Here is a 24,200-nt window from a genome sequence, read left to right as displayed (position 1 = left end):
GACCTAGAGGCGCCGGGTGGCGTCCTGCACTTCGCCGACAAGCTCCTCGATGATGTCCTCGAGGAAGAGCACCCCGGTTGCGTCGCCGGTGGCGGTGAAGGTTCGGGCCAGGTGTGCGCCGGAACGCCGCATCGTGGCCAGGGCGTCCTCGAGGTCGGTGTCCTCGAAGATCGACACCAGCTGGCGGATCAGCTTGGCCGGGATCGGGTCGGTATAGCCGTTGCGCCCGATTTCGACCGGGTCGACGTTCAGGCCCAGCACATCCTTGAGGTGGATGTAGCCGGCCGGCTCCCCGCTGGCGCCGTTGACCACGTAGCGGGAGAACCCGTGCCGGGTGACGGCCTTCTCCACGTCAGCGGGGGTCGCGGATTCCGGCAGGCTGACCAGCTGGTCCAGCGGAACAGCGATATCCCTGGCCTTGCGGGTGGTGAACTCGAAAGCCGCGTTGAGGGCCCCGGAGTCGTCGGCGAGCACGCCCTCCTTGGTGGACTCCTTGACGATCGTGGCCACCTCGTCGAGGGTGTAGGTGCTGGTGGCCTCGTGCTTGGGCGCCACGCCGAACAGCCGCAGCACTCCGTTGGCCGTGGAGTTCAACGCCACGATGACGGGCTTCACCAGGCGGCCGAAGAACACAAGCGGAGGTGCCAGGAGCAGCACGGCCTGGTCGGGGATCGAGAAGGAGAGGTTCTTGGGCACCATCTCGCCGAAGACGACGTGCAGGTACGACACGATGAACAGCGCGATGATGAATGCGATCGTGCCGATGTACTCCTCGGGCAGCCCGGTGAGGTTCAGCGGGATCTCCAACAGGTGGTGGATGGCCGGTTCCGACACGTTCAGGATCAGCAGTGAGCACACGGTGATGCCCAGCTGTGAGGTCGCCAGCATCAGGGTGGCGTGCTCCATCGCCCACAACGCGGTCTTCGCGCTGCGCTTGCCCGCCTCGGCGAGAGGTTCGATCTGGGAGCGGCGCGCCGAGATCACGGCGAACTCCGCGGCCACGAAGAACGCGTTGCCGATCAGGAGGACGACCAGCCAGCCGAGCCCGGCCCAGTCGCTCATCGGCCGCCCTCCTGCGTGGTCTCAGACGAAGTGGTCACTGCTGCCTTCTGGATGGTGCGCACGGCGCCGGTCGCGGGTGCGCCGGGTTCGACGGGGTCTGGGGTGTAGCGGAGGCGGTCGATGCGACGGCCGTCAAGCCGTTCCACCCGCAGCTCGCCGGTGGTGATGCGCACGGTGTCGCCCACGACGGGCAGCCGGCCGAGTTCGCTCATCACGTAACCGGCGACGGTCTCGTACGGGCCGTCATCCGGCACCGACAGGCCGGCGCGCTCGTCGAGCTCGTCCGGGCGCAGCATGCCGGGGAAGGTGAGCGACCCTGGGGAGCGCACGATGCCGGCCCTGGTGCGGTCGTGCTCGTCGGCGACCTCGCCGACGAGTTCCTCGACGAGGTCCTCCAGGGTGACCACCCCGGCGGTGCCGCCGTATTCGTCGACCACCACAGCCATCTGGAAGCCACGGCCGCGCAGCTCGCTGAGCAGGCCGTCGAGCTTCATGGTCTCCGGCACGCGCAACGCCTCCGACTGCAGGGCTGACACCGGCACATCCGCCCGGCGGAACCTGGGCACCGCCACCGCCTGCTTGACGTGCACGATGCCGACGACGTCATCGGCGCTCTCGTCGATGACAGGGAAGCGCGAGTAGCCGGTCTGGCGGGTGAGGTCGATGACGGCCTGGGCGCTGGCGGTGCGCTGGATGCTCGCCAGCCGCGGGCGCGGCGTCATCACGTCGGAGGCCGTGTGGCCGGAGAACAGCAGCGTGCGGTGCAGCAGGGTGGCGGTGTCCTCCTCGAGGAGACCGGCGCTGGCCGACCGGCGCACGAGGGAGGAGAGTTCCTCGGCGGTGCGCGCTCCGGAGATCTCTTCCTTCGGCTCGATGCCTACGGCGCGCAGCAGGCCGTTCGCGCTGCCGTTGAGCACCGTCACGGCGGGCTTGAAGACCGTGGTGAACACCGTCTGGAACGGGATGACGAACTTCGCGGTCTGGATCGGCAGGGCGAGGGCGAAGTTCTTCGGCACGAGCTCGCCGATGATCATCGAGATCAGGGTGGCCACCACGATGGCCACGGCGGATCCCACGACGGGGACGGCGGCGGCGGGCAGCCCGACCAGGGTGAGCGGGCCGGCGAGGAGCGAGCTGATGGCCGGCTCGAGGGCATACCCGGTGAGCAGGGTGGTGAGGGTGATTCCGAGCTGCGCGCTGGACAGGTGCGTCGAGGTGATCTTGAGCGCGGCGATGGTGCTCGCCAGGCGGGTCTCCCCGCGATCGCGGCGCGCCTCGAGATCGGAACGGTCGAGGTTGACCAGCGCGAATTCGCTGGCCACGAACAAGCCCGTGCCCAGGGTCAGGATCAGGCCGAAGCCGAGCATGATCCACTCATACACGGGCAGCACCGCCGCTGGTCACGGGCGAAGGTTTATGGTCGGGTGAATTCGCAGAAGGGGGGTCGTCCATTAGAGGGTCAACTATACCGGCAGAGCCTGACCGAATTCACGCCCCGTTACCAGGAAACCACTAGGGCCTTGCCCTCTTCGTAACCGGCGGCGGACTGGATGCCGACCTTCGCCCGGTCGTGGAATTCGGCCACGCTGGCCGCCCCCGCGTAGGTGAACGAACTGCGCACGCCGGAGGTGATCATGTCGAGCAGGTCTTCGAGCGAGGGGCGCAGCGGGTCGAGGTAGATCTTCGACGAGGAGATGCCCTCCGCGAAGAGGGTCTTACGGGCCAGCTCGTAGGCGTCGAGCCTGTCGAACCGTTCGCGCACGGCCTTGGTCGACGCCATTCCCCAGCTCTCCTTGTAGAGGGCGCCGGATGCGTCGGTGTCCAGGGTTCCCGGCGCCTCGATGGTGCCCGCGAACCAGGAGCCGATCATCACGGAGGCGGCACCGGCGGCGAGCGCGAGCGCCACGTCGCGCGGGTAGCGCACTCCGCCATCCGCCCACACGTGGGCGCCGAGCTTGCCTGCGGCCTCCGCGGTCTCGAGCACGGCGGAGAACTGCGGCCGGCCGACGGCGGTCATCATGCGGGTCGTGCACATGGCGCCGGGGCCGACGCCCACCTTGATGATGTTCGCGCCGGCGCCCACGAGGTGCTCGACGGCATCGGCGGTGACGACGTTGCCGGCGACGATGGGGATGCCGAGCTTGAGCGCCGAGACGGTTTTCAACGCCCGGATCATGCCGTCCTGGTGGCCGTGCGCGGTGTCGAGCACGAGCACGTCGACGCCGGCGGCGGCCAGCGCCGTGGCCTTGGCGGCGACGTCGCCGTTGATGCCGACGGCCGCGGCCACGAGCAGCCGGCCGGAGGCGTCGACGGCCGGCTGGTACAGGGTGGATCGCAGGGCGCTCTTGCGGCTGAGCGTGCCGACCAGCTTGCCGCGCAGCAGCACGGGGGCGAAGTCGAGGTCGGCGGCGCTCATCACGTCGAACGCGCCGCGCGCACTGTCGATGTCCTCGGCGTCGAGGGAGGCGAGAGGGCCGTGCAGAAGGTCGCCGAGGCGGGCATCCGGCAGTGCCGTGGCGAGCCTGGCGGCGTCGATGCAGCCCAGGTAGGTCTCGTCGCCGTCGTGGATGACCAGGCCCTGGCCCTCGACGGGCGGCACCTGACGGAGCGCGTCGGCCACGGTGGCGTCTGGTGCGAACACGAACGGGGTGTCGAACTGCACGGGCTGGGCCTTCACCCAGCGGATGGCGGCGTCGAGGTCCTGTAGGTGCATGTCCTGGGGCAACACGCCGAGGCCGCCGCGGCGGGCGAGCGATGCGGCCAGACGAGGTCCGGTGACCGAGTTCATGTTGGCGGACACGATCGGGATGGTCGCCGCGGTGCCGTCGCCGGGGGCGAGGGACACGTCGAGACGGCTGTTGATGGCCGACTGGCTGGGCACCAGGAAGACGTCGGAATAGGTCAAATCGTGGCGGGGCACCGCTCCATAGAACTGCATGTTTTTAACGCTAGTCCCCACAAGCCGTACCGGCGCAGCACCTCGATGGGATTAGTCTTGATATCAACACACTGACCCGGCGGTTGTGATCGCCATGGAGAATCAGAATCAACGAAGAGAGTGGGCGATCAGCTGTGTCGAACCAGTTGACCGGCGGTGGGTCCGAAGAAACGGCCTCTGCTGAATTCGGAGCCAACGAATGGCTCGTAGACGAATTTTACGAACGTTACCTCATCGACAAGAACTCGGTGGATCAGTCCTGGTGGCCGATTCTGGACAGTTACCACCAGACTGCGACGGCGCTGAAGGCATCCGCTGACGCCGAGCCCGCATCGGCCGGCACTGCCGCCGCTGCCGCGCCCGCCGCCGCGGAGGTCCCGCCGCTGGCCGAGGCGCCCGCGACGCCCACCGCGGACGCGCACCCGATCACCGCGCCGATCCCGGTGCTCGGCGGGCCGCGCACCGCGCGCACCACCTCGATCGCCCCCAAGCCCGAGCCGGTTCCGGCCGACGCGCCCATCACCAACCCGCAGCCGGTGGTCTCCGCCGCCGCCCCCACTCCCCCGCAGGATGTCGCGACCCCGCTGCGCGGTATGGCGAAGAGCCTGGCGGCCAACATGGCCACGAGCCTCACCGTGCCCACGGCCACGAGCGTGCGCACCATTCCCGCGAAGTTGCTCATCGACAACCGCATCGTGATCAACAACCACATGAAGCGAGCCCGTGGCGGCAAGGTCTCCTTCACGCACCTCATCGGGTGGGCGCTGATCCGCGCACTCAAGATGTTCCCCAGCCAGAATGTCTACTACGACGAGCAGGGCGGCAAGCCCTCGGTCATCGCGCCGGCCCACGTGGGCCTGGGCATCGCCATCGACCTGCCCAAGCCCGACGGCACCCGCTCGCTCATGGTCCCGGCCATCAAGCGCGCCGACACCATGACTTTCGGCGAGTACCTGACCTCGTATGAGGACCTGGTCGGCCGTGCCCGTGCGGGCAAGCTCACCGCCGACGATTTCTCCGGCGCCACGGTGTCGCTGACCAACCCCGGCGGCATCGGCACCGTGCACTCGGTGCCCAGGCTGATGAAGGGGCAGGGTTGCATCATCGGCGCCGGCGCCCTGGATTACCCGGCCGAGTTCATGGGCGCGAGCGTCAAGACGCTCACCAGCCTCGCCATCTCCAAGACCATCACCCTCACCAGTACCTACGACCACCGGGTCATCCAGGGCGCCGGCTCGGGCGAGTTCCTCAAGATCGTGCACGAGCTGCTCATCGGCCAGCACAACTTCTACGAAGACATCTTCGCCGCCATGCGGATCCCGTATGACCCGATCCACTGGGCCCCCGACATCAGCGTCGACCTGGCCAGCGCCGTCGACAAGACCGCCCGCGTGCAGGAGCTCATCAACGCGTACCGGGTGCGCGGCCACCTCATGGCCGACATCGACCCGCTCGAGTACAAGCAGCGCACCCACCCCGACCTCGACATCGCCAGCCACGGACTCACCTTCTGGGACCTGGACCGCGAGTTCATCACCGGCGGCTTCGGCACCAAGCGCACCATGCTGCTGCGCGACATCCTCGGCGTGCTGCGCGACTCCTACTGCCGCACGACCGGCATCGAGTACATGCACATCCAGGATCCGGCCCAGCGCAAGTGGGTACAGGAGAAGATGGAGAAGACCTACGTCAAGCCCACCCACGACGAGCAGATGCGGATTCTCGGCAAGCTCAACGAGGCCGAGGCGTTCGAGACGTTCCTGCAGACCAAGTACGTCGGGCAGAAGCGTTTCAGCCTCGAGGGCGGCGAGTCCACCATCGCCCTGCTCGACCAGATCCTGCAGGGTTCGGCGGATGCCGGCCTCGACGAGGTCGCCATCGGCATGGCGCACCGCGGCCGGCTGAACGTGCTCACCAACATCGCCGGCAAGACCTACGGTCAGATCTTCCGTGAGTTCGAGGGCACCCAGGACCCCCGGAGCGTGCAGGGCTCAGGCGACGTGAAGTACCACCTCGGCACCGAGGGCACCTTCCGCGGCGAGAACGGCGAGGAGGTGGCCGTGTACCTGGCCGCCAACCCGTCCCACCTCGAGGCCGTCGACGGGGTGCTCGAGGGCATCGTGCGGGCCAAGCAGGACCGCAAGCCGATCGGCACCTTCTCCACCCTGCCCGTGCTGGTGCACGGCGACGCGGCCATGGCCGGCCAGGGCGTCGTGCTCGAGACCCTGCAGATGTCGCAGCTGCGCGGCTACCGCACCGGCGGCACCATCCACATCGTCGTCAACAACCAGGTCGGCTTCACCACCCCTCCCGGCGAGGGCCGCACCTCGGTGTACTCCACCGACGTCGCCAAGACCATCCAGGCGCCGATCTTCCACGTGAACGGCGATGACCCGGAGGCCGTCGTCCGCGTCGCCGAGCTGGCGTTCGCCTACCGGCAGGAATTCAAGCGCGACGTCGTCATCGACCTCGTCTGCTACCGCCGTCGCGGGCACAACGAGGGCGACGACCCCTCGATGACGCAGCCGCTGATGTACAACCTGATCGAGGCCAAGCGCAGCGTCCGGAAGCTCTACACCGAGGCCCTGGTCGGACGCGGTGACATCACCCAGGCCGAGTTCGAGGCCGCGCACGCCGACTTCCAGGACCGTCTCGAGCGGGCGTTCATGGAGACCCACGCCGCCCAGACGTCGTCCATCCCGATCATCACCGGGGACGCGGCCGCCGCGGCCAGGGGCCTCTCCGGCGCCGGCGTGCCCGACGACGCCGTCGGCGAACCGGTCACCACGGGTGTGCCGGAGAGCGTCGTGCACCTGATCGGCGACACCTTCAACAACAAGCCGGCCGGCTTCACCGTGCACAACAAGCTGCAGCAGCTGCTGCAGAAGCGTCTGGACATGAGCCGCAACGGCAACATCGACTGGAGCTTCGGCGAATTGCTCGCGCTCGGGTCGGTGCTGCTCGAGGGCACCCCGGTGCGTTTCGCCGGCCAGGATGCCCGTCGCGGCACCTTCGTACAGCGCCACGCCGTGCTGCACGACAGGGTCAACGGTCAGGAGTGGCTGCCGCTGGCCAACCTGAGCGAGAACCAGGCCAGGTTCTGGATCTACGACACGCTGCTCAGCGAATACGCGGCCATGGGCTTCGAATACGGCTACTCGGTCGAACGGGCCGACGCCCTCGTGCTCTGGGAAGCCCAGTTCGGCGATTTCGCCAACGGCGCCCAGACCATCATCGACGAGTTCATCTCCTCGGCCGAGCAGAAGTGGGGCCAGCGTTCCAGCGTCGTGCTGCTCCTGCCGCACGGTTATGAGGGCCAGGGTCCAGACCACTCGTCCGCCCGGATCGAGCGGTACCTGCAGATGTGTGCCGAGAACAACATGACCGTCGCCCGGCCGTCCACGCCGGCGTCGTACTTCCACCTGCTGCGTCGCCAGGCGTACATGCGTCCCCGCCGCCCGCTCATCGTCTTCACGCCGAAGTCGATGCTGCGTCTGCGCGGGGCCACCAGCCCGGTCGCCGACTTCACCACCGGCAAGTTCGAACCGGTGCTCGACGATGCCCGCATCCAGGACAAGGCCGCCGTCAAGCGGGTGCTGTTCATGGCCGGCAAGCTCTACTACGACCTGCTGGCCGACCTCGAGAAGAACCCCAACCCGGAGATCGCCCTGGTGCGCCTGGAGCAGTTCTATCCGCTTCCCGGTGCCGAGCTCAAGCAGATCGCCGACCAGTACCCGAACGCCGAACTGGCCTGGGTGCAGGACGAGCCGGAGAACCAGGGTGCCTGGCCGTTCTTCTACCTCCAGACCAACAGCCTCGGCAAGGACAAGCTGGGCCGTCAGGTGCGCTTGTTCTCCCGCGCCGCCTCGGCGTCGCCCGCGGCCGGTTCCGCGAAGCGTCACGCCGCCGAGCAGACCGAGCTGATCAGAAGCGCCCTCACCCTCTAACCACGAAACACGCGAGCCGTGAGTTGAGCCCCAAAAAGTTCCACTTTTTGGGGCTTTTCTCACGGCTCGCGGGAATCAGGGCTGGCGGGACAGCTTGCTGGGCCACCAGATCTTCGGACCGATGTCGTGGGCCAGTGCGGGCACCAGCAGCGACCGCACCACGAAGGTGTCCAGCAGCACGCCGAACGCCACGATGAACGCCAACTGGGCCAGGAACAGGATCGGCAGCACGCCGAGGGCGGCGAACGTCGCGGCGAGCACCAGACCGGCCGAGGTGATCACACCACCGGTCGCCACCAGCCCGCGCAGGATTCCGGTGCGGGTGCCGAACCGGATCGATTCCTCCCGTACCCGGGTCATCAGGAAGATGTTGTAGTCGATCCCGAGCGCCACCAGGAAGACGAATCCGTACAGCGGCACCACGGGGTCGGCCCCCGGGAAGCCCAGCACCCCGTCGAACACCCAGGAGGACACCCCCAGCGCTGCGGCGAAGGAGAGCACGACGGTGGCCACCAGAAGCACCGGGGCGAGGATCGAGCGCAGCAGAAGCATCAGGATCACCAGGATGACGCCGAGGATGATCGGGATGATCAGGTTGCGGTCGTGGATCGCGGTGTCGGTGGTGTCCACGGCGATCGCCGTGGTTCCGCCCACGAGCACGGTGCCCGTGACGCTGTCGAGCTCGGTACGGAGCTCACGCACCGTCTCCTCGGCCGCCGCCGAGTCCCCCACGTCGGTGAGGGTGGCCTGCAGCATGACGTCGCCGTCGATCACCGTGGGGTCGCCGGCGGGGGTGCCGGGAGGGCCGAACGCCTGCACGCCGTCGGCGGTGACCGGCAGCGACCCGCTCACGGAGTCCTCTGAGAGCACGCTGACCGAGTCGACACCGTCGTTGGCCAGCAGCACATCCGTCATCGCCTGCAGCTCGGACTCCGAGCCGACCACGACGGCCGGCGTGCCGGACCCGCCGGGGAAATGTGCCCCGACCACGGCCTGGCCGTCCCTGGCCTCCGAGGTGCCCAGCACGAACTCGCTCTGGGACACCCCGTCCGCCTTGAACTGGAACGCCCCGATGGACGCCACGGCCAGGAGGACCGTGCAGGCGATCCAGATGAGCCGGGCACGGCGGCTGATCAGGCGCGCCAGCCACGGCCAGACGCCCTTGGCGTTGTCGCCGTCGAGGCCGGGGTGGGCGGAGCCGAGCTTGGGGCGCACCGGCCAGAACGCGGCGCGACCTGCCCAGAGCATGAGCGCGGGCAGCAGGGTCAAAGCGCTGAGCAGAGCGAAGGCGATGCCGATCGCCGCCACCGGGCCCAGCGCCTTGTTCGAGTTGAGGTCACTGAAGAGCAGGCAGAGCAGGCCCACGATCACGGTGCCGCCGGCGGCGAGGATCGGCTCGAACGACCCGCGGAGGGCCACGAGGGTGGCGTCCCACTTCTTGTCGTTGTCACGCAGCGCCTCCCGGAACCTGGCCACGTACAACAGCGAGTAGTCGGTTGCCGCACCGATCACCAGGATGAACAGGATGCCCTGCGTCTGCCCGGTGAGGATCAGCACGTCGGCGGCGGCCAGCGACACGACCACGAGCACCGCGGCGCAGAGGGCGGAGAGGCTGGTGAACAGCACGATGAGCGGCAGCAGCGGCGACCTGTAGACGATCACGAGGATGACCAGCACGGCCGCCAGCGCCGTGAGGAGCAGGATGCCGTCGATGCCGGCGAACGCGCCGGTGAGGTCGGCGATGAGCCCGGCCGGGCCCGTCACATAGGTGTCCACCCCGTCGATGGGGTTGTCGGCCAGATAGGCGCGGATCGACTCCACGGTATCTGCCGGTTTCACCTGGGTGTCCAGGGTGAGGATCGCCTCCGCCGCTTCGCCGTCGTCCGAGAAGATGGCCGGAGACACGCTCTCGGTGACGACACCGTCCAGTTCTGCGAGGTCGGAGACCTGCGCGGTGATGGCCGTGCGGTCTGCCTCGGTGAGGCCTCCGACGCGTTCGTACACGAGCACACCGGGCAGCACGTCGTCGCCGCGGAACTCGGCCTGCAGCGCCTGCACCTTCGTCGCGTCGGCGCTGGCGGGCAGCTGCTGCACCTGGTCGTTCGTGGACACGTCACTGATGCGGCCGAAGGAGGCTCCGCCGGCACCGAACATGACGAACCAGATCAGGATCAGTGCGGTGGGGATCAGGATGCGCAGCCACAGCGGCACCCTGCTGGGCGAGCCGGTCTTCCGGCTCCGCCGACCGGCATCCGTGGGCGGCTCTGGGGCAGTTGTCTTCATCACAGTCCCGAGAATATGCCAACCGCCCAGTCCAGGCGTCGTCCGAAAGTTGGAAGGTCGGCCGGGACGGAGAAAGGCGGCACCCGGACCGAATGGTCCGGCGTGCCGCCTGTCATCCCTGGGCGAACCCGGGTGGAATTACGCCTTGCGACGGCCGACGAGGAGGCCGTAGATGAGGAGAACGATGATGGATCCGCCGATGGCCAGGAGCCAGGTCTGGATGGAGAAGAAGTCCTGCAGCGGAGCGTTGAACAGGAGGCTACCGAGGAAGCCGCCGAGCAGTGCGCCGACAACGCCGAGCAGAAGGGTGATGAACCATCCGCCGCCCTGGTTGCCCGGGAGGATCAGCTTGGCGATTGCACCGGCGAGGAGGCCGAGAAGAAGGAATCCGAAGAACCCCATGGAGTGTCTCATTTCTGTTGGTGTTGTGGGTACTGCTGGTGTTTCGGACCTGCTGAGCGGTCCGACCGGGCTCTGGCGAGCCGGCTTGATTACGCGGCCGGGAACCTAGACGACGTCCTTGTCGTCTGGTTCCTCGGCCACGTAAATATCTGTGATGGTCACGTTCACGGCGGTCACGGTCATCCCCACCAGGCCCTCAATGGCCCGGGTGACGGATGCGCGCACCCGGTCGGCCAGCGCGGTGAGCGGCACCGGATAGGCGGCCACGAGCACGATCTCAACGGTGACACCTTCGTCACCGAGCTCGATCGAGATACCCGGATTGACGTCTGCGCTGCTGATGGCGTCCACGATCGCCCCGATCGCCCTGGTGGGCACGCTCCCCACAGCGTGCACGCCGGGAATCTCCCGCACGGCCAGGCCGGCCACCTTGCCGATGACGCCGTCCTTGATCGTGGTCACGCCCTCGCCGACCCGGTCGGCGGCAGCGTCGGAGACGGCGCCGGCGTTCGCCGGCAGCGTCGTGGCGGCGCTCGGCGGGTCGGGGAGGATGCTGGTCATCTGGTGCTCCTTGGTTCGGATGGCAGACACCCGCGGACAACGGCGATCAACCGGCCGTTCCTGGTGTCTTCACAGCCCGGATCGGGGCTGGAGTGTGACGAATGTGGGGAAGTTGTCGACGATTTCTCAAGGCCGATTCCCAGCCCGCGAATGCGGGCAGGATTGGCATCGTCATAGTTCAGACGCAGCGTGCGGGGCATTCGTCACGGAATTGGCAGAAAGTTTTTTCGCGGGGCACGATCTACACTGATCTGGTCCCACTCGTTCCGTCACACTGGAGGCGCCCATGAGCAGCACCACGAAGCGCACGGAGGAACTCGCCGCAGCCGTCGGGGACGTTCCCGGCGTCGACGAGTTGTATCCGGCCGGTCCCGTGCTCACCACGGTTGTGAACCACGTGGTGGGGGCTCTCACGCAGAAGCCGACGGAGCCGGAGCTGGTGGCTCTCACCGAATCCGACGACGGTGTGACGGCATCCGTCGCGATCGGGATCTCGGACGTGGAGGCGGCGACGGAGGTCTGCCGCCGGGTCTACGAGACGATCGAAGAGTACTTCGTCGCGTCAGGCGAACCGGCCGTGACCTCGATCGAGGTCACGGTGGCGCGGATCGGCTAGTACGCCGGCCGGCTCCTGCGCCGGTTGGTCAGTGTGCTGACTGGATGGCGCGCAGCCGCAGCAGGACCTGGTCGCGCAGGTCCTCGGGTGCGGTCTCCTTGCAGGCCCGCTGCATCACCTCGGTGAGGGTGAGCCCGACATTGTGCTCGTTCCGGCAGTCCACACAGTGTTCGAGGTGCTCGCGGATGTCGAACGCGTCCTCCTTACGGAGTTCATTGTGCAAATATTCTTCGAGTTCGGCCTTGGCCTTCTCGCAACCGCAATCGGTCATTTTCCTGTACTCCCGGAGGTCTTCTTGCTCGTAGCAGCCTGGCCAGTGCCGAGTCCGCGCTCCTGCGCGTAGCCGGCCAGCAGGTCGCGCAGCAGCCGGCGGCCGCGGTGCAGCCGGCTCATCACCGTGCCGATGGGCGTCTTCATGATTTCGGCGATCTCCTGGTAGGAGAAGCCTTCGACGTCGGCGAAGTAGACCGCCAGACGGAAGTCCTCCGGGATCGACTGGAGGGCGTCCTTGACGGCGCTGTCCGGCAGGTGGTCGATCGCTTCGGCTTCCGCGGAGCGGCTCGACGTCGCCGTCGTGGATTCCGCACCGCCCAGCTGCCAGTCTTCGAGGTCGTCGATGGTGCCCTGGTAGGGCTCGCGCTGCTTCTTGCGATAGGTGTTGATGAAGGTGTTCGTGAGGATCCGGTAGAGCCACGCCTTGAGGTTGGTGCCCTGCTCGAACTGCTTGAACGACGCGAAAGCCTTGACGAAGGTCTCCTGCACCAGGTCCTGAGCGTCTGAGGGGTTCCGCGTCATGCGCATCGCCGCTGCGTACAGCTGGTCGATGAACGGCATGGCCTGTGCTTCGAACAGGTCCCGCATATCAGTCGTATCTGTTGTCATCACGGGCAATTCTAAGCCGTCGACACCCTGGGGTACCGCGAGCGTGCGCTCCATGAGCATGGATGCTGCCACTGATGACCTCCCGGTCTCCTCAACTGCCTGTGAAGTCGGTCCCGCGTGAAGCGATCCCGACTATTCTGATAACCGATGTTGATCTCGAGATATTCCAAGCCGGAGTTCGATCCATACGGCGACAGTTCGCCAGAGGAGACGGATGCGCTGTGGGCTGCGCCCGTCGCACCGCGCGCGCTCACCGCGACCCTGGCGCTGCCCGGCTCCAAGTCGCTGACCAACCGCGAACTCGTGCTGTCGGCCCTGGCCGACTCGCCCTCCCTGCTGCGCTCCCCGCTGCACTCGCGCGACAGCGACCTCATGGTCGACGCACTGCGCCAGTTGGGCACCACCATCGAGTCCGTCGACGGCGACGGCCAGTACGGCTCAGACCTGCGCATCACCCCCGGCGAACTGTTCGGTTCCACCACCATCGACTGCGGCCTGGCCGGCACCGTGATGCGGTTCCTGCCGCCGGTGGCGGCGCTCGCCCTCGGCCCCACCACCTTCGACGGTGACGCCGGCGCCCGCCGGCGGCCCATGTCCACCACGATCAGTTCGCTGCGGGCCCTGGGCGCCGACATCAACGACGACGGCCGCGGCGCCCTGCCGTTCACCGTGCACGGCACGGGCAGCCTCGACGGCGGCGACGTCACCATCGACGCGTCCTCGTCCAGCCAGTTCGTCTCCGGCCTGCTGCTCGCCGCCGCCCGCTTCAACAACGGCCTGGCGCTCCGCCATGCCGGTGAGCGCCTGCCGAGCCTGCCGCACATCGAGATGACAATCCACACCCTCGCCCAGCGCGGCGTCACCGTGACCAGCCCGGAGGTCGGCGTCTGGAACGTCGCCCCCGGCGCCATCAGGGGGGCGGAGGTCGACATCGAACCTGACCTCTCCAACGCCGCCCCGTTCCTCGCCGCCGCGCTCGTCGCCGGCGGCACCGTGACGATCACGGGCTGGCCGGCCACGACCACGCAGGTCGGCGCCCACCTGGCCGAGCTGCTGCCGCTCTTCGGCGCCACCGTCACCCTCGACGGCGACAGGCTCACGGTCACCGGCACCGGCCGCATCACGGGCGTCGACCTGGACCTGTCCACCGGCGGCGAACTCGCGCCGACGCTCGTGGGGCTGGCGGCGCTGGCCGACTCGCCCAGCACCATCACCGGCATCGGGCACATCCGCCATCACGAGACCGACCGTCTCGCGGCCCTCGCGACCGAGATCAACAACCTCGGCGGCCACGTCACCGAGCTTCCGGACGGCCTGGCCATCGACCCCAGGCCCCTGCACGGCGGCACCTGGCACAGCTACGACGACCACCGGATGGCCACCACCGGCGCCCTGCTCGGCCTCGTGGTTCCCGGCGTCGAGGTGGAGAACATCGGCACGACCGCCAAAACCCTCCCCCAGTTCGCCGAGCTGTGGCACGGCCTGGTCTCCGGAGCGGGCACTCAGTGACGTGGTGGTCGACCCCCGACGACGATGAGCCGGAGTTCGACGAGTCCAGTGTGCGCATCCGCCCGGGTCGCAAGGGGAGCAAACCCCGCACGAAGACCCGTCCGGAACACGGCGACGCCCTGACCGGTCGCATCCTCTCGGTCGACCGCGGCCGCTACACGGTGATGCTCGACGAGAACGAGCCCACCGAGCGCCGGGTCACGGCCGCGCGCGCCAGCGAGCTGCGCAAGCACGCCGTCGTCACCGGTGACCGCGTCGACATCGTCGGCGACACCACCGGGGCGGAAGGCAGCCTGTCGCGGATCGTGCGGATCGTGCGCCGCGAGACGCTGCTGCGCCGCAGCGCCGACGACACCGATGCCGTGGAGCGCGTGATCGTCGCCAACGCCGACCAGATGCTCATCGTGGTCGCCGCGGCGAACCCGGAGCCGCGCATCCGCCTCGTCGACCGGTACCTCGTCGCCGCGTACGACGCCGGGGTCTCCCCCATCCTCTGCATCACCAAAACCGACCTGGCCGACCCGGCGGAGTTCCTGGACAACTTCGCCGGGCTCGACCTGCCGGTGTTCCAGAGCCGCGACGACGCCATGCCCCTCGAGGCCATCTCCGCCGCGCTGATCGGCCACGACACCGTCTTCGTCGGCCACTCCGGCGTGGGCAAGTCCACCCTGGTGAATGCGCTCGTGCCCGACGCCCACCGCGCGGTCGGGGTCGTCAACACCGTCACCGGCCGCGGCCGGCACACGTCGTCGTCGACGATCTCCCTGCGCCTCGAAACGGATGCCGGCCGCGGCTGGGTCATCGACACCCCGGGCGTGCGCTCCTTCGGCCTCGGCCACATCAACACCGACAACATCCTGCGCGCCTTCACCGACCTGGCTGTCATCGCCGAGAAATGCCCGCGCGGCTGCACGCACCTGCCCTCCTCGCCCGACTGCGCCATCAACGAGGCCGTGGCGGCCGGAACCCTGGGTGACACCGGCAAAGCGCGCCTGGACTCCCTGCAGCGCCTGCTGGAGACCTTTGCGGCAGCGCCTGCGCACCGCCCGGGTGAGAACTGACCGGGTAGCGTAGTTCCATGACGGATTTCCCCCGGCTCGCAGCCGGCGACACAGCCCCAGACTTCACCCTGACCGACCAGACCGGCCGCGCCGTCAGCCTGGCCTCGTTGCGCGGCCAGAAGGTCGTGGTGTACTTCTACCCGGCCGCGATGACGCCGGGCTGCACCACGCAGGCCTGCGACTTCCGTGACAACCTCGGTTCGCTCGCCTCCGCCGGCTACCAGGTGCTGGGAGTGTCCAAGGACACCCAGGCCAAGCTGGTCACCTTCGCCGAGACCGAGCACCTCACCTTCCCGCTGCTCAGCGACGAAGACCTCGCCGTGCACCGCGCCTACGGCGCATGGGGAGAGAAGAACCTCTACGGCAAGATCGTCACCGGGGTGCTCCGTTCCACCTTCGTGCTCGACGAGGCCGGCGTGGTGACGCTGGCGCTCTACAACGTCAAGGCCACCGGCCACGTGGCCAGCCTGCGTAAGAAGCTCGGCCTCTAACCGGCCCTCACGCTGCCGGCTCGGCGGGAGGCAGCCGCGGCACCGCGGCCAGGAGGCGGCGCGTGTACGGCTGCGCGGGGGCGCCGAGCACGGTGGTCGTTGCGCCCTGTTCCACCACGCGGCCGTTCTGCAGCACGATCATCCGCTCGCACAACGCCGCCACCACGCCGAGGTCGTGCGACACCATCACCACGGTGAGCTGGTGGCTGAGACCGAGTTCGGCGAGCAGATCGATCACCTGGATGCGGGTGGTCACGTCGAGCGCGCTCACCGGTTCGTCGGCGAGCAGCAGCCGGGGCCGGGGAGCGATCGCCCTGGCGATGGCGATCCGCTGCCGCTGGCCGCCGGAGAACGCGTGCGGGTACCGGCCGGCGGCGTCGGCGGGCAGCCCGACAGACTCGAGCACTGCGCGCACCCGGTCCCTGGCCGCCTGACCGGAGCTGAGGCCCAGTGACCGCAGCGGCTCGGCGACGATGGCGCCCACGGACTGGCGGGGGTCCAGCGACGAGTACGGGTCCTGGAAGACGGCCTGCACGCTCTGCCGGAACCGGCGCATGCCGGCCCGGTCGCGCGGGTTCAGCGGCGCACCGTCGAACAGGATCGTGCCCTCGCTCGGTCTGCCCAGGCCGAGCAGCAGGCGTAGCAACGTCGATTTTCCGGCCCCGGATTCGCCCACCAGGCCCACATTCTGGCCAGCCTCGACCGAGAACGACACATCGGACAGCGCTGCGGCGCCGCCCCGGTAGGCGAACCCGACCTCGGCCAGTTGCAGGATGGCGGTCACGAGGCCGCCCCGGCCGCTCGCGGTGCCACGTCCAGCACGGTGTCGAGGGTGCGGGCGCTGCGCACCAGCTCGGCCGTGTACGGATGCTCCGGCGCCCGCAGCAGCCGCTGCAACGGACCGCTCTCCACGACGTCGCCGCGCTGCAGCACGAGCACCCTGTCGGTCATACGGGCCACGACGGCGAGGTCGTGGCTGACGAACAGCAGCGCCATGCCGCGCTCGGCGACGATGCGGTCCAGCAGCGCCAGCACCCCGTCCTGCACCGTCACGTCCAACGCCGTCGTCGGTTCGTCGGCGATGAGCAGCTGTGGGCGGCAGGCGAGCGCCATCGCGATCGCCACCCGTTGGCGTTGCCCGCCGGAGATCTCGTGCGGGTAGGACCGGATGATGCGCTCGGTCTCGTCGAGGCTCACCTCGGCCAGCGCGTCGTGCACCGCGGTGGCCAGCGCCGCTTTGCGCAGTCCCCGGTGCCGCCGGAGGGGCTCCGCGAGCTGGGCGCCGAGCCGCATGAGCGGGTCGAGCGCGGTGAGCGGGTCTTGGAAGACAGTGGCGGCGACCCGGCCGCGAAGGCCGACGAGAGTGCGCTCGGCCGCTCCGACCACTTGCACCCCGTCCAGGAGCACGCTGCCGGTGGCGGCCAGGCCGCCGGCCAGCAGCCCGGTGAGGGCCAGGGCGGTCAGCGACTTGCCCGACCCGGACTCGCCGATGAGCCCGAGCCTCTCGCCGGCGGCCAGCTCGAACGAGACGTCCCGCAGCAGGCTGGCGGACTTCACGGTGCCGGCGGGGCGGCGGCCGGTCTGACTCACGGCGAGGCCGGTCACGGAGAGCAGGCTCATCTGGTGCTCCTTCTGGTGGGGTCGGCGACGGCGCGGATGCCATCGGCGACGAGGTTCACCCCGATCACCAGGGCGACGAGGGCGAGGCCGGGCGCCAGGGCGCCGACGGGGGCGACGAGCACGGTGGCCTGCGCCTCCTGCAGCATCCGCCCCCAGGACGCGTTGGGCGGAGGGGCGCCGAGGCCGAGGTACGACAGGCTCGCCTCGGCCAGCACCGCTGCACCGAACTGCAGGGCGAGGTTCACGCCCAGGGTCGGCCAGATGTTCGGCAGCACGTGCCGGCGGATCACACCGGGCCAGCCGGTCCCCGAGGTGCGGGCCGCAACGATGTACTGCTGCGTGAGCACCCGTTTGGCCAGCACCCGGGTGAGCCTGGCCACGATGGCCGACTGGGCCAGGCCGATCGCGAGCACCGCGGACCACAGCGAGGCGCCCTGTGCGGCGACGATGAGCATGGCCAGCAGCAGGGTGGGGAAGGCGATCAGGATGTCGAGGACGGCCGAGAGGGTGTCGTCGAGCCAGGCGGAGGCGAACGCGGCGGCCAGGCCCAGGGTGATGCCCAGCACGGCCGCGATGAGCACGGCGCCCGCGCCAACGGTGAGTGCGATTCGCGCGCCGATCATCAGCTGGCTGAACAGGTCGCGGCCGAGCTTGTCCGTGCCCAGCCAGTGCGTCGCGTCAGGGGCCTCCAGCCGGCCGCCTGAGGTGTCGGCGACCGGATACGGCAGCCACACCACCGAGACCAGCGCGAGCAGCGCCACGGCGGCGGTGAGCACCAGCCCCGCTGTCAGCGTGAACGACCGGGTCATCGAGCCTCCCCCGCCCGTGCGCGCAGGCGCGGATCGACCAGGCGCTGGATGATGTCGGCCAGGAAGCCGATGAGCAGCACCGCGACCGTGCTCACGAGCAGGATGCCCTGGATGTTGGGGTAGTCGTGCTGTGCTATCGCGGTGAGCAGCATGCTGCCCAGGCCCGGCAGGGTGAAGACGCTCTCGATCACGACGGCGCCGAGGAACGTGGTGGCCAGTTCGATGCCGAGGATCGCGATCACCGGCACCGACGCGTTCCGCAGGCCGTGCCGCCACATGGCCTGGCCGAAGCCGGAGCCCAGGGCCCTGGCGTTGCGGAGGTAGTCGCTGCCGAGCACGTCCAGGGTCGCGCTCCGCACGTAGCGGGACAGCGACGCGCTCATCACGATGGCGACGGTGAGCACGGGCAGGGTGAGCGAGTGCAGCGCATCCGCCGGATCGGCCCAGTCGTCGCGGGGGAAGCCGCCGGACGGGAAGATCCGCAGGCCGATCGCGAAGACGCTCACGAGCAGGATGCCCACCCAGAACGCGGGCACGGCGATGCCCAGCTGCGACAGCACCGACAGCGCCGTCCCGTACCAGCGGTCGGCGCGCCAGGCCGCCACGAACCCCACCAGCAGCGAGAGCAGCAGGGCGAGCCCGAAGGCCAGCAGGGTCAGCGGCACCGTCACGGCGAGCCTGGCGAGGATCTCGGGCCCGACCGGGAGCGAACTGATGAACGATGAGCCGAGGTCCAGCCGCAGCAGCGGAACCAGCCACTGCCAGAACTGTTCCCAGAGTCCCCGGTCGCTGCCGACCTGTGCCTGGGCGGCAGCGATTTGCGCCGGGGTCGCGCTGACCGACAGCAGGGCGTTCGCCGGGTCGCCGGGCAGCAGCCGCAGCAGCACGAAGAGCACCGCAAGGGCCAGGAGCAGGGACGCGACCAGGAAGGCCGACCTGCGCAGCAGGTAGCGGGTCACGGTCGGCCTCGCTCCTGTGCCCGGGCGGCTACTTCGCCTCGATGTCGTAGACGTAGAACTGCGAGTTGAGCCCGTTGACCGGGTAGCCCTCGAGGTCGCTGCTCGCGACGACGATCTGCGGGTAGAGGTACAGCCAGACGCTGGCGGCATCCGCGGCGATCTGCTCGTTGACCTTCTTCAGTGTCGCGGTCTGTTCGGCCTCGGTGCCGGACTGTTCGGCCTCCGCCACCCACTGGGTCACCTGGGGGTTGTTGTAGCCCCAGTAGAAGTCGGGGTTGCCGTACCAGACCACGTCGCGGTCGTTGACGTGCTCCTGCAGGGTGGCCGTGAAGTCCTGGTCCTTGAACACCTTGGTGTACCACTCGTCGGAGCTGATCGGGTTGATCGTGACGGTCACGCCCACCTTGGCCAGTTCGCTCTTGATGAACTCGGCGACGGCGGGGTGCGGGTCGTAGGTGGGGGTGTCGAGCGTGAACTCGAAGCCGTCGGCGTAGCCGGCCGAGGCCAACAGGTCCGTGGCCAGGGAGACGTCGTAGGGGTTGGTGTCGCTGAGGTCCTCGTACCAGGGGTCGGTCGGCGGCACCATCGACCCGATCAGGGTGCCGTAGCCGCCCCAGATGGAGTCCAGCAGCTTCTCCCGGTCGATGGCCGAGTACAGGGCCTTGCGCACATCGACGTTGTCGAACGGGGCGACCCGGTCGTTGAAGACGAGCAGCTCCTTGGTGGTCGAGTCGCCGTCGCTCACGACGTAGTCGGCGTTGTCCTCGAACTGGCTCAGGGCATCCGGGCTCTGCACGCTCGTGACGATGTCGATCTGGTTGGTCAGCAGCGCGTTGCTCAGCGCGGTGGCGTCGGTGAAGTAGTTGAAGACCACCTCGTCGGACTTCGGGGCGTCGCCCCAGTAGCCGTCCCACGCGGACAGGCTCAGCGAGCTGCCGCGCTTCCACTCGTCCAGCGTGTACGGGCCGGTGCCGTCCTCCGAGCTCTGCAGGTCGGTCGCGTCGGCGCCGGAGATCCAGACGTAGCTGAGCAGGTACGGCAGCGAGATGGAGCGGGTGGCCAGGGTGATGACGACGGTGTGCTCGTCGGGGGTCGCGACGTCGCTGATGGCCGCCAGGCTCGACTTGCGGGCGGACTGCGAGTCCTCCACCGTGACCCTGGCGATGCTCGAGGCGACGTCGGCGCTTGTGAGCGGCTCCCCGGAGTGGAAGGTGACGTCGTCGCGGAGGGTGAACGTGTAGCTGAGGCCGTCGTCGCTCATTGTGTAGCCGGACGCGAGCAGCGGTGCGACGGTGCCGTCGTCGGCGAGCGAGAACAGCCCCTCGTAGACGTTGCCGTTGAATGCCTCGGTGATGCCCTGGCCGCCTCCGGCCGTGTTGTCGAGGTTCTGCGGCTCGTACAGCGAGCCGATCTCGATGCTGTCGGCCGAGGTCTCGGAGCTCGGCGACGCGGCGCAGCCGGTCAGGACGAGGGCTCCGGCGGCGATGATGGCGGCGGTGACGGATGTTTTCACGTGACTACTCCTGCGGGTGCTGTGTGTGGGGATGCTGTGTTCGGGGATGCTGCGGCGGCGTGCCGGACGGCCGGTCGAGGCCGGGCATCCGGTGCCGGGGTCGTCGACGTCGACGTGGGTCGGGCCGGAGGGGATCCGGCCGCGGGTCGGTAGCGCTGGTCGGTAGCGCCGGTCAGTAGAGGGTGTGGCCGTCGCGGAACCGCACCAGCTTCTCGCCGGCTGTGACCGGGAACCCGAAGCGGTTGTTGCGCGGCGGCAACGGACAGTTGTAGTGCACGGAGAAGCCGCACGGCGGCACGAACGCCCGGTTGAAGTCGAGCACGACATCGCCGGCCTCGCCGAACGCGTGCGGGGGCCGTTCGACGAAGAGGAACCGGCCGGCCTCGTAGCTGGCCGTGTCGTCGTCGGCCGAGTTGGTGGTGTCGCCGAAGACGAGGAGCAGGGTTCCGCCGTCGTCGAACGCGCTGAGCCGGTGGTCGGTGCCGTGCAGCGTGAAGGTGATGTCGCCGGGAACGACCAGGTCCCTGGTGCCGCCGTTGTCCCTGATGTGCTCGAAGGACACCGTGTTGGCGGCGTCGATGGGGGTGAACCGGGCGCTGACGACCCAGGCGGGGTCGAATTCCCAGCCGGTCACGGTGTCGAAGTGCACGATCCCGGGTGACGCGGCGTCCCAGATCCGGAGGCCTCGCTCTGGCCGGCCTGTGCTGAGGTCTGTGCGCTGCAGCGTCGTGACGGTGACGCCCGGTGCCACGGCGGCCTCGGCCTCGGCGACGGCGGCGTCCTGGTCTGGGCCGTCCTCGGCGAGCCACCGGGTCTCGACCAGGGCCAGGTTGCCCGTCGGCGCCGTGACGGAGGCCAGACGGCCGGAACGCCACTGCGGCCAGCCGGCTGCGGCGGTCGCAACGATGTCGTCGGACAGTACCGGTGCGGCGGCTGGGGTGGGGGACGGAACGGTCATAACCTTACAATTCTCGGGCCTGGGGCCCGCGGGTTACTAATCCTGTGACGGGGAATGACGGTCGCGGGCGCTCGTGGCCTCGAGCACACTGCGGGTGAAGAGCAGCACGACGACCAGCGCCGACGGCACGAGGAGTGCCCAGCCGAGGTCGGGCCTGGCGTAGAGGCCCTGGAAGCAGCCGATCGCGATGAAGACCTGCACGAACTGCCAGGTCATGGCCGCCGCCCTGATCCACGACCTGCCCCGGAGGGTGGCCACCGCAATGGTCGAGACCCAGACCGCGGCGACGATGGTGAGCACGAGGATCGCGACCGCGCTGGCGAACGAGCTGGGCTGGTCGGTGAGCAGCTCCAGGATCAGCCAGACGACGGCGGCCCAGAGGAGGGCGGCCTCCGCGAAGAGCAGGGCAGCCAGGAGCGTGAGCGCCCGGGGACGGGGGGCCCGACGGGGCTCATTCTGGCCGTCCAGGCCGGGGTCGAACGGTTGGCTCACAGCGATATCCCATACAAAACTATTGATTTGACACCCCTATTATGCAACCATATTTGAGGCCCGGTTCACGCTCACAGGGTGGTGAGCGGATCTCCATGCAGATCCGACCTCCTGAAACCTGGGCTTCCCCCGCATCTTCGGCCGATCGGCCAGGCATCCCCCCGCAATAAAGGAGCACCCCTATGGACTGGCGCGATAAAGCTGCCTGCCTCACCGCTGACCCGGAACTCTTCTTCCCGGTTGGTAACACTGGTCCGGCAGTCGACCAGATCGAGAAGGCCAAGTCCGTGTGCGCCCGCTGCAACGTCACCGAGGTGTGCCTCCAGTACGCACTCGAGACCGGCCAGGACTCCGGCGTCTGGGGTGGCCTGAGCGAAGACGAGCGCCGTGCGCTCAAGCGTCGCGCCGCACGCGCCCGCCGCGCCTCCTAGACGCGTCACGATGTGCCCGAAACGGGCGAGCAGCTTCGGCTGCTCGCCCGTTTTGACGTGTGTTGGCGCGGTCGAGCGGCTCAGCAGTTGACCCCGCGGTGGGTTCAGCGGTGGGATCAGTCGAATTCCATGAAGCGCAGCGGGATCTCGATGGTGACCTCGGTGCCGCTGTCCATCATCGTGTGCCAGTCGATCGTGCCGCTCAACTCACCCTGGATGAGCGTGCGCACGATCTGGGTCCCGAGCCCCGATCCGACCTTGCCTTCCGGCATGCCGGACCCGTTGTCGCGCACGCGCACGGTGAGGGTCTCCTCGTTGCGCTCCGCCTCGATGGCCACTTCGCCCTCCCGCCCGGCGAGCCCGTGCTCGACGGCGTTGGTGACGAGTTCGGTCAAGGCCAGGGCCAGCGGGGTCGCGTAGGCGCTGGGCAGGATCCCGAAGCTGCCGGAGGAGGTGGGGTGCGCCGTCGTGTTGTGCGCGGAGGCCACTTCGGCGATGAGCAGCAGCACCCTGTCGAACACGGCGTCGAAGTCCACGTTCTGGCTCAGGCCGGAGGAGAGGGTGTCGTGCACGACGGCGATGGCCGCGACCCGGCGCATGGCCTGGTTGAGGGCTTCGCGAGCGGTGTCCGAATGGGTGCGCCTGGCCTGGATCCGCAGCAGCGACGCGACGGTCTGCAGGTTGTTCTTCACCCGGTGGTGGATCTCCCGGATGGTGGCATCCTTGGTGATCAGTTCGCGTTCCTGGTGCCGCAGTTCGGTGACGTCGCGGGACAGCACGATGGCGCCGATCCGTTCGCCCCGGTTGCGGATCGGAATCGCGCGCAGCGACACCGTCACCCCTCTGGCCTCGATGTCGGTGCGCCAAGGTGCCCGGCCGGTGACGACGAGGGGCAGGGATTCGTCGACGACGGCCTTGCCGGTGAGCAGGCTGGTGGTCACCTCGGCGAGCGACTCACCCTCGAGTTCGTCGGCGAAGCCCATCCGGTTGAACGCCGAGAGCGCGTTCGGACTGGCGAATGTGGTGACCCCGTCCAGGTCGAGCCGGATCAGGCCGTCCGACGCGCGGGGCGCGCCGCGGCGCGGGCCGGTGGGGGCGCCGAGATCGGGGAAGTCACCGGAGGCGATCATGGCGAACAGGTCGTTGGCGCAGTCGTTGAAGGTCAGTTCCTGGCGGCCGGGGGTGCGCGTCTCGCTGAGATTGGTGTGCCGGGTGAGCACGGCGATCGGCTCTGGCGTGATCTCTGCACCGCTGGAGCTGATCCGACGGCGCACCGGGATGGCCCGCACCCTGGTGGGGGTCTCTTCGTACCAGTCCGGCGCAGTCGTGTCGATGATCTTGGCGGTGTCGAACGCCTCCGTGACCTGCTTGCGCCACTCGGCCTTGATGTCCTGGCCCACGAAGTCCCGGTAGAACAGGGTGGCGGCACTGGAGGGCCTTGCGTGCGCGACGGCGACGAAGCTGCCACCGATGGTGGGCACCCACACCACGATGTCGGCGAAGGCGAGGTCGGCCAGCAGCTGGCCGTCGGCGACGAGCATGTGCAGCCAGTCGACGTCCTCCGCATTGTTGCGGCCCTGGGCAAGTACGAGATCACTGAGCGTCGACACGTGAACAGCCTACGGCCGCCGCAGGCCGTCCGTGCACGGCGCCGTCATCTTCCCGC

Annotated in this window: 22 protein-coding genes; 6 read left to right on the top strand and 16 right to left on the bottom strand. The window is 68.8% G+C overall.

Going from position 1 to position 24,200, the window contains the following annotated elements:
• Positions 1-3: 3 nt before the first annotated feature.
• The 3 genes from BJQ94_RS03990 to BJQ94_RS03980 form a co-directional block, all read right to left on the bottom strand.
• On the bottom strand, positions 4-1,062 hold the full coding sequence (locus BJQ94_RS03990; protein ID WP_265400780.1) for a hemolysin family protein: 1,059 nt from the start codon (positions 1,060-1,062) through the stop codon (positions 4-6).
• Complete coding sequence (locus tag BJQ94_RS03985) at positions 1,059-2,429, bottom strand: hemolysin family protein (RefSeq protein WP_265400958.1); 1,371 nt, start codon at positions 2,427-2,429, stop codon at positions 1,059-1,061. The genes BJQ94_RS03990 and BJQ94_RS03985 overlap by 4 nt, the downstream gene beginning before the upstream one ends.
• A 131-nt stretch (positions 2,430-2,560) precedes the next feature.
• The gene (locus BJQ94_RS03980; protein ID WP_265400779.1) at positions 2,561-4,000 is read right to left on the bottom strand and encodes a GuaB1 family IMP dehydrogenase-related protein; all 1,440 of its coding nucleotides are present in this window, start codon (positions 3,998-4,000) and stop codon (positions 2,561-2,563) included.
• Between the two features lie 134 nt (positions 4,001-4,134).
• Between BJQ94_RS03980 and BJQ94_RS03975 the strand changes: the two genes are divergently transcribed.
• Positions 4,135-7,947 (top strand): multifunctional oxoglutarate decarboxylase/oxoglutarate dehydrogenase thiamine pyrophosphate-binding subunit/dihydrolipoyllysine-residue succinyltransferase subunit, encoded by a 3,813-nt coding sequence (locus tag BJQ94_RS03975; protein ID WP_265400778.1) that lies wholly within the window; start codon positions 4,135-4,137, stop codon positions 7,945-7,947.
• A 75-nt stretch (positions 7,948-8,022) separates the two neighbouring features.
• Here BJQ94_RS03975 and BJQ94_RS03970 read toward each other — a convergent pair whose 3' ends face one another.
• The 3 genes from BJQ94_RS03970 to BJQ94_RS03960 all read right to left on the bottom strand — a co-directional run bounded on the left by BJQ94_RS03970 (position 8,023) and on the right by BJQ94_RS03960 (position 11,193).
• Positions 8,023-10,230, bottom strand: a complete 2,208-nt coding sequence (locus BJQ94_RS03970) for an MMPL family transporter (protein ID WP_265400957.1) — start codon at positions 10,228-10,230, stop codon at positions 8,023-8,025.
• A gap of 138 nt (positions 10,231-10,368) precedes the next feature.
• Positions 10,369-10,632 (bottom strand): GlsB/YeaQ/YmgE family stress response membrane protein, encoded by a 264-nt coding sequence (locus BJQ94_RS03965; RefSeq protein ID WP_265400777.1) that lies wholly within the window; start codon positions 10,630-10,632, stop codon positions 10,369-10,371.
• Positions 10,633-10,737: 105 nt separating this feature from the next.
• Complete coding sequence (locus BJQ94_RS03960; protein ID WP_265400776.1) at positions 10,738-11,193, bottom strand: Asp23/Gls24 family envelope stress response protein; 456 nt, start codon at positions 11,191-11,193, stop codon at positions 10,738-10,740.
• Between the two features lie 286 nt (positions 11,194-11,479).
• Here BJQ94_RS03960 and BJQ94_RS03955 point away from each other — a divergent pair, with 286 nt between their 5' ends.
• Positions 11,480-11,809 (top strand): hypothetical protein, encoded by a 330-nt coding sequence (locus BJQ94_RS03955; protein ID WP_265400775.1) that lies wholly within the window; start codon positions 11,480-11,482, stop codon positions 11,807-11,809.
• Between the two features lie 28 nt (positions 11,810-11,837).
• Here the strand turns inward: BJQ94_RS03955 and BJQ94_RS03950 are convergent, their stop codons facing one another.
• Positions 11,838-12,080: a zf-HC2 domain-containing protein gene (locus BJQ94_RS03950; protein WP_265400774.1), complete on the bottom strand. Its 243-nt coding sequence runs from the start codon at positions 12,078-12,080 to the stop codon at positions 11,838-11,840.
• Positions 12,077-12,691 carry a sigma-70 family RNA polymerase sigma factor gene (locus BJQ94_RS03945; RefSeq protein ID WP_265400773.1) on the bottom strand — a complete coding sequence of 205 codons (615 nt, stop codon included), beginning with the start codon at positions 12,689-12,691 and terminating at the stop codon, positions 12,077-12,079. Before BJQ94_RS03945 ends, BJQ94_RS03950 begins: the two co-directional genes overlap by 4 nt.
• Positions 12,692-12,838: 147 nt before the next feature.
• Between BJQ94_RS03945 and aroA the strand changes: the two genes are divergently transcribed.
• The 3 genes from aroA to bcp are packed head-to-tail and all read left to right on the top strand — an operon-like array spanning position 12,839 to position 15,752.
• Positions 12,839-14,200 carry a 3-phosphoshikimate 1-carboxyvinyltransferase gene (aroA, locus tag BJQ94_RS03940; protein WP_265400772.1) on the top strand — a complete coding sequence of 454 codons (1,362 nt, stop codon included), beginning with the start codon at positions 12,839-12,841 and terminating at the stop codon, positions 14,198-14,200.
• Positions 14,197-15,261, top strand: coding sequence for a ribosome small subunit-dependent GTPase A (gene rsgA, locus BJQ94_RS03935; protein ID WP_265400771.1), 1,065 nt, complete (start codon positions 14,197-14,199; stop codon positions 15,259-15,261). Before aroA ends, rsgA begins: the two co-directional genes overlap by 4 nt.
• Positions 15,262-15,278: 17 nt before the next feature.
• Positions 15,279-15,752 (top strand): thioredoxin-dependent thiol peroxidase, encoded by a 474-nt coding sequence (gene bcp / locus BJQ94_RS03930; protein ID WP_265400770.1) that lies wholly within the window; start codon positions 15,279-15,281, stop codon positions 15,750-15,752.
• Positions 15,753-15,759: 7 nt separating this feature from the next.
• On the opposite strand, the gene BJQ94_RS03925 is transcribed toward bcp, so the two are convergent.
• The 7 genes from BJQ94_RS03925 to BJQ94_RS03895 form a co-directional block, all read right to left on the bottom strand.
• The gene (locus BJQ94_RS03925; RefSeq protein ID WP_265400769.1) at positions 15,760-16,536 is read right to left on the bottom strand and encodes an ATP-binding cassette domain-containing protein; all 777 of its coding nucleotides are present in this window, start codon (positions 16,534-16,536) and stop codon (positions 15,760-15,762) included.
• Positions 16,533-17,372, bottom strand: a complete 840-nt coding sequence (locus tag BJQ94_RS03920; protein WP_265400768.1) for an ABC transporter ATP-binding protein — start codon at positions 17,370-17,372, stop codon at positions 16,533-16,535. The genes BJQ94_RS03925 and BJQ94_RS03920 overlap by 4 nt, the downstream gene beginning before the upstream one ends.
• The gene (locus BJQ94_RS03915; RefSeq protein WP_265400767.1) at positions 17,369-18,181 is read right to left on the bottom strand and encodes an ABC transporter permease; all 813 of its coding nucleotides are present in this window, start codon (positions 18,179-18,181) and stop codon (positions 17,369-17,371) included. The genes BJQ94_RS03920 and BJQ94_RS03915 overlap by 4 nt, the downstream gene beginning before the upstream one ends.
• A complete protein-coding gene (locus BJQ94_RS03910) occupies positions 18,178-19,140 on the bottom strand; it encodes an ABC transporter permease (RefSeq protein ID WP_265400766.1) in 963 nt (320 codons plus the stop codon). The genes BJQ94_RS03915 and BJQ94_RS03910 overlap by 4 nt, the downstream gene beginning before the upstream one ends.
• Before the next feature lie 28 nt (positions 19,141-19,168).
• Positions 19,169-20,653 carry an ABC transporter substrate-binding protein gene (locus BJQ94_RS03905; RefSeq protein ID WP_265400765.1) on the bottom strand — a complete coding sequence of 495 codons (1,485 nt, stop codon included), beginning with the start codon at positions 20,651-20,653 and terminating at the stop codon, positions 19,169-19,171.
• A gap of 172 nt (positions 20,654-20,825) precedes the next feature.
• Positions 20,826-21,611, bottom strand: a complete 786-nt coding sequence (locus BJQ94_RS03900; RefSeq protein ID WP_265400764.1) for a DUF1684 domain-containing protein — start codon at positions 21,609-21,611, stop codon at positions 20,826-20,828.
• Positions 21,612-21,647: 36 nt separating this feature from the next.
• Positions 21,648-22,103, bottom strand: coding sequence for a hypothetical protein (locus tag BJQ94_RS03895; protein ID WP_265400763.1), 456 nt, complete (start codon positions 22,101-22,103; stop codon positions 21,648-21,650).
• A gap of 182 nt (positions 22,104-22,285) precedes the next feature.
• On the opposite strand from BJQ94_RS03895, the gene BJQ94_RS03890 reads away from it, so the two are divergent.
• Entirely contained in the window at positions 22,286-22,534 is a 249-nt protein-coding gene (locus tag BJQ94_RS03890) for a WhiB family transcriptional regulator (protein ID WP_035837005.1), read from the top strand.
• Positions 22,535-22,650: 116 nt separating this feature from the next.
• Here the strand turns inward: BJQ94_RS03890 and BJQ94_RS03885 are convergent, their stop codons facing one another.
• Positions 22,651-24,144 (bottom strand): PAS domain-containing sensor histidine kinase, encoded by a 1,494-nt coding sequence (locus BJQ94_RS03885; protein ID WP_265400762.1) that lies wholly within the window; start codon positions 24,142-24,144, stop codon positions 22,651-22,653.
• Positions 24,145-24,200: the final 56 nt, after the last annotated feature.

Source organism: Cryobacterium sp. SO2 (genome assembly GCF_026151165.2).
Lineage (GTDB): Bacteria > Actinomycetota > Actinomycetes > Actinomycetales > Microbacteriaceae > Cryobacterium.
Note: the sequence above shows the minus strand (reverse complement) of the source record. Positions and strands in the feature narration are given on the sequence as shown.

What these genes read in the sequence shown, in the direction of transcription:
- BJQ94_RS03900 (WP_265400764.1), bottom strand. Translation starts at nt 21,611, where the DNA reads ATGACCGTTCCGTCCCCCACCCCAGCCGCCGCACCGGTACTGTCCGAC.
- BJQ94_RS03980 (WP_265400779.1), bottom strand. Translation starts at nt 4,000, where the DNA reads ATGCAGTTCTATGGAGCGGTGCCCCGCCACGATTTGACCTATTCCGAC.
- BJQ94_RS03920 (WP_265400768.1), bottom strand. Translation starts at nt 17,372, where the DNA reads ATGAGCCTGCTCTCCGTGACCGGCCTCGCCGTGAGTCAGACCGGCCGC.
- bcp (WP_265400770.1), top strand. Translation starts at nt 15,279, where the DNA reads ATGACGGATTTCCCCCGGCTCGCAGCCGGCGACACAGCCCCAGACTTC.
- BJQ94_RS03960 (WP_265400776.1), bottom strand. Translation starts at nt 11,193, where the DNA reads ATGACCAGCATCCTCCCCGACCCGCCGAGCGCCGCCACGACGCTGCCG.
- BJQ94_RS03970 (WP_265400957.1), bottom strand. Translation starts at nt 10,230, where the DNA reads ATGAAGACAACTGCCCCAGAGCCGCCCACGGATGCCGGTCGGCGGAGC.
- BJQ94_RS03990 (WP_265400780.1), bottom strand. Translation starts at nt 1,062, where the DNA reads ATGAGCGACTGGGCCGGGCTCGGCTGGCTGGTCGTCCTCCTGATCGGC.
- aroA (WP_265400772.1), top strand. Translation starts at nt 12,839, where the DNA reads ATGTTGATCTCGAGATATTCCAAGCCGGAGTTCGATCCATACGGCGAC.
- BJQ94_RS03950 (WP_265400774.1), bottom strand. Translation starts at nt 12,080, where the DNA reads ATGACCGATTGCGGTTGCGAGAAGGCCAAGGCCGAACTCGAAGAATAT.
- BJQ94_RS03890 (WP_035837005.1), top strand. Translation starts at nt 22,286, where the DNA reads ATGGACTGGCGCGATAAAGCTGCCTGCCTCACCGCTGACCCGGAACTC.
- BJQ94_RS03965 (WP_265400777.1), bottom strand. Translation starts at nt 10,632, where the DNA reads ATGGGGTTCTTCGGATTCCTTCTTCTCGGCCTCCTCGCCGGTGCAATC.
- BJQ94_RS03945 (WP_265400773.1), bottom strand. Translation starts at nt 12,691, where the DNA reads ATGACAACAGATACGACTGATATGCGGGACCTGTTCGAAGCACAGGCC.
- BJQ94_RS03915 (WP_265400767.1), bottom strand. Translation starts at nt 18,181, where the DNA reads ATGACCCGGTCGTTCACGCTGACAGCGGGGCTGGTGCTCACCGCCGCC.
- BJQ94_RS03985 (WP_265400958.1), bottom strand. Translation starts at nt 2,429, where the DNA reads ATGCTCGGCTTCGGCCTGATCCTGACCCTGGGCACGGGCTTGTTCGTG.
- BJQ94_RS03955 (WP_265400775.1), top strand. Translation starts at nt 11,480, where the DNA reads ATGAGCAGCACCACGAAGCGCACGGAGGAACTCGCCGCAGCCGTCGGG.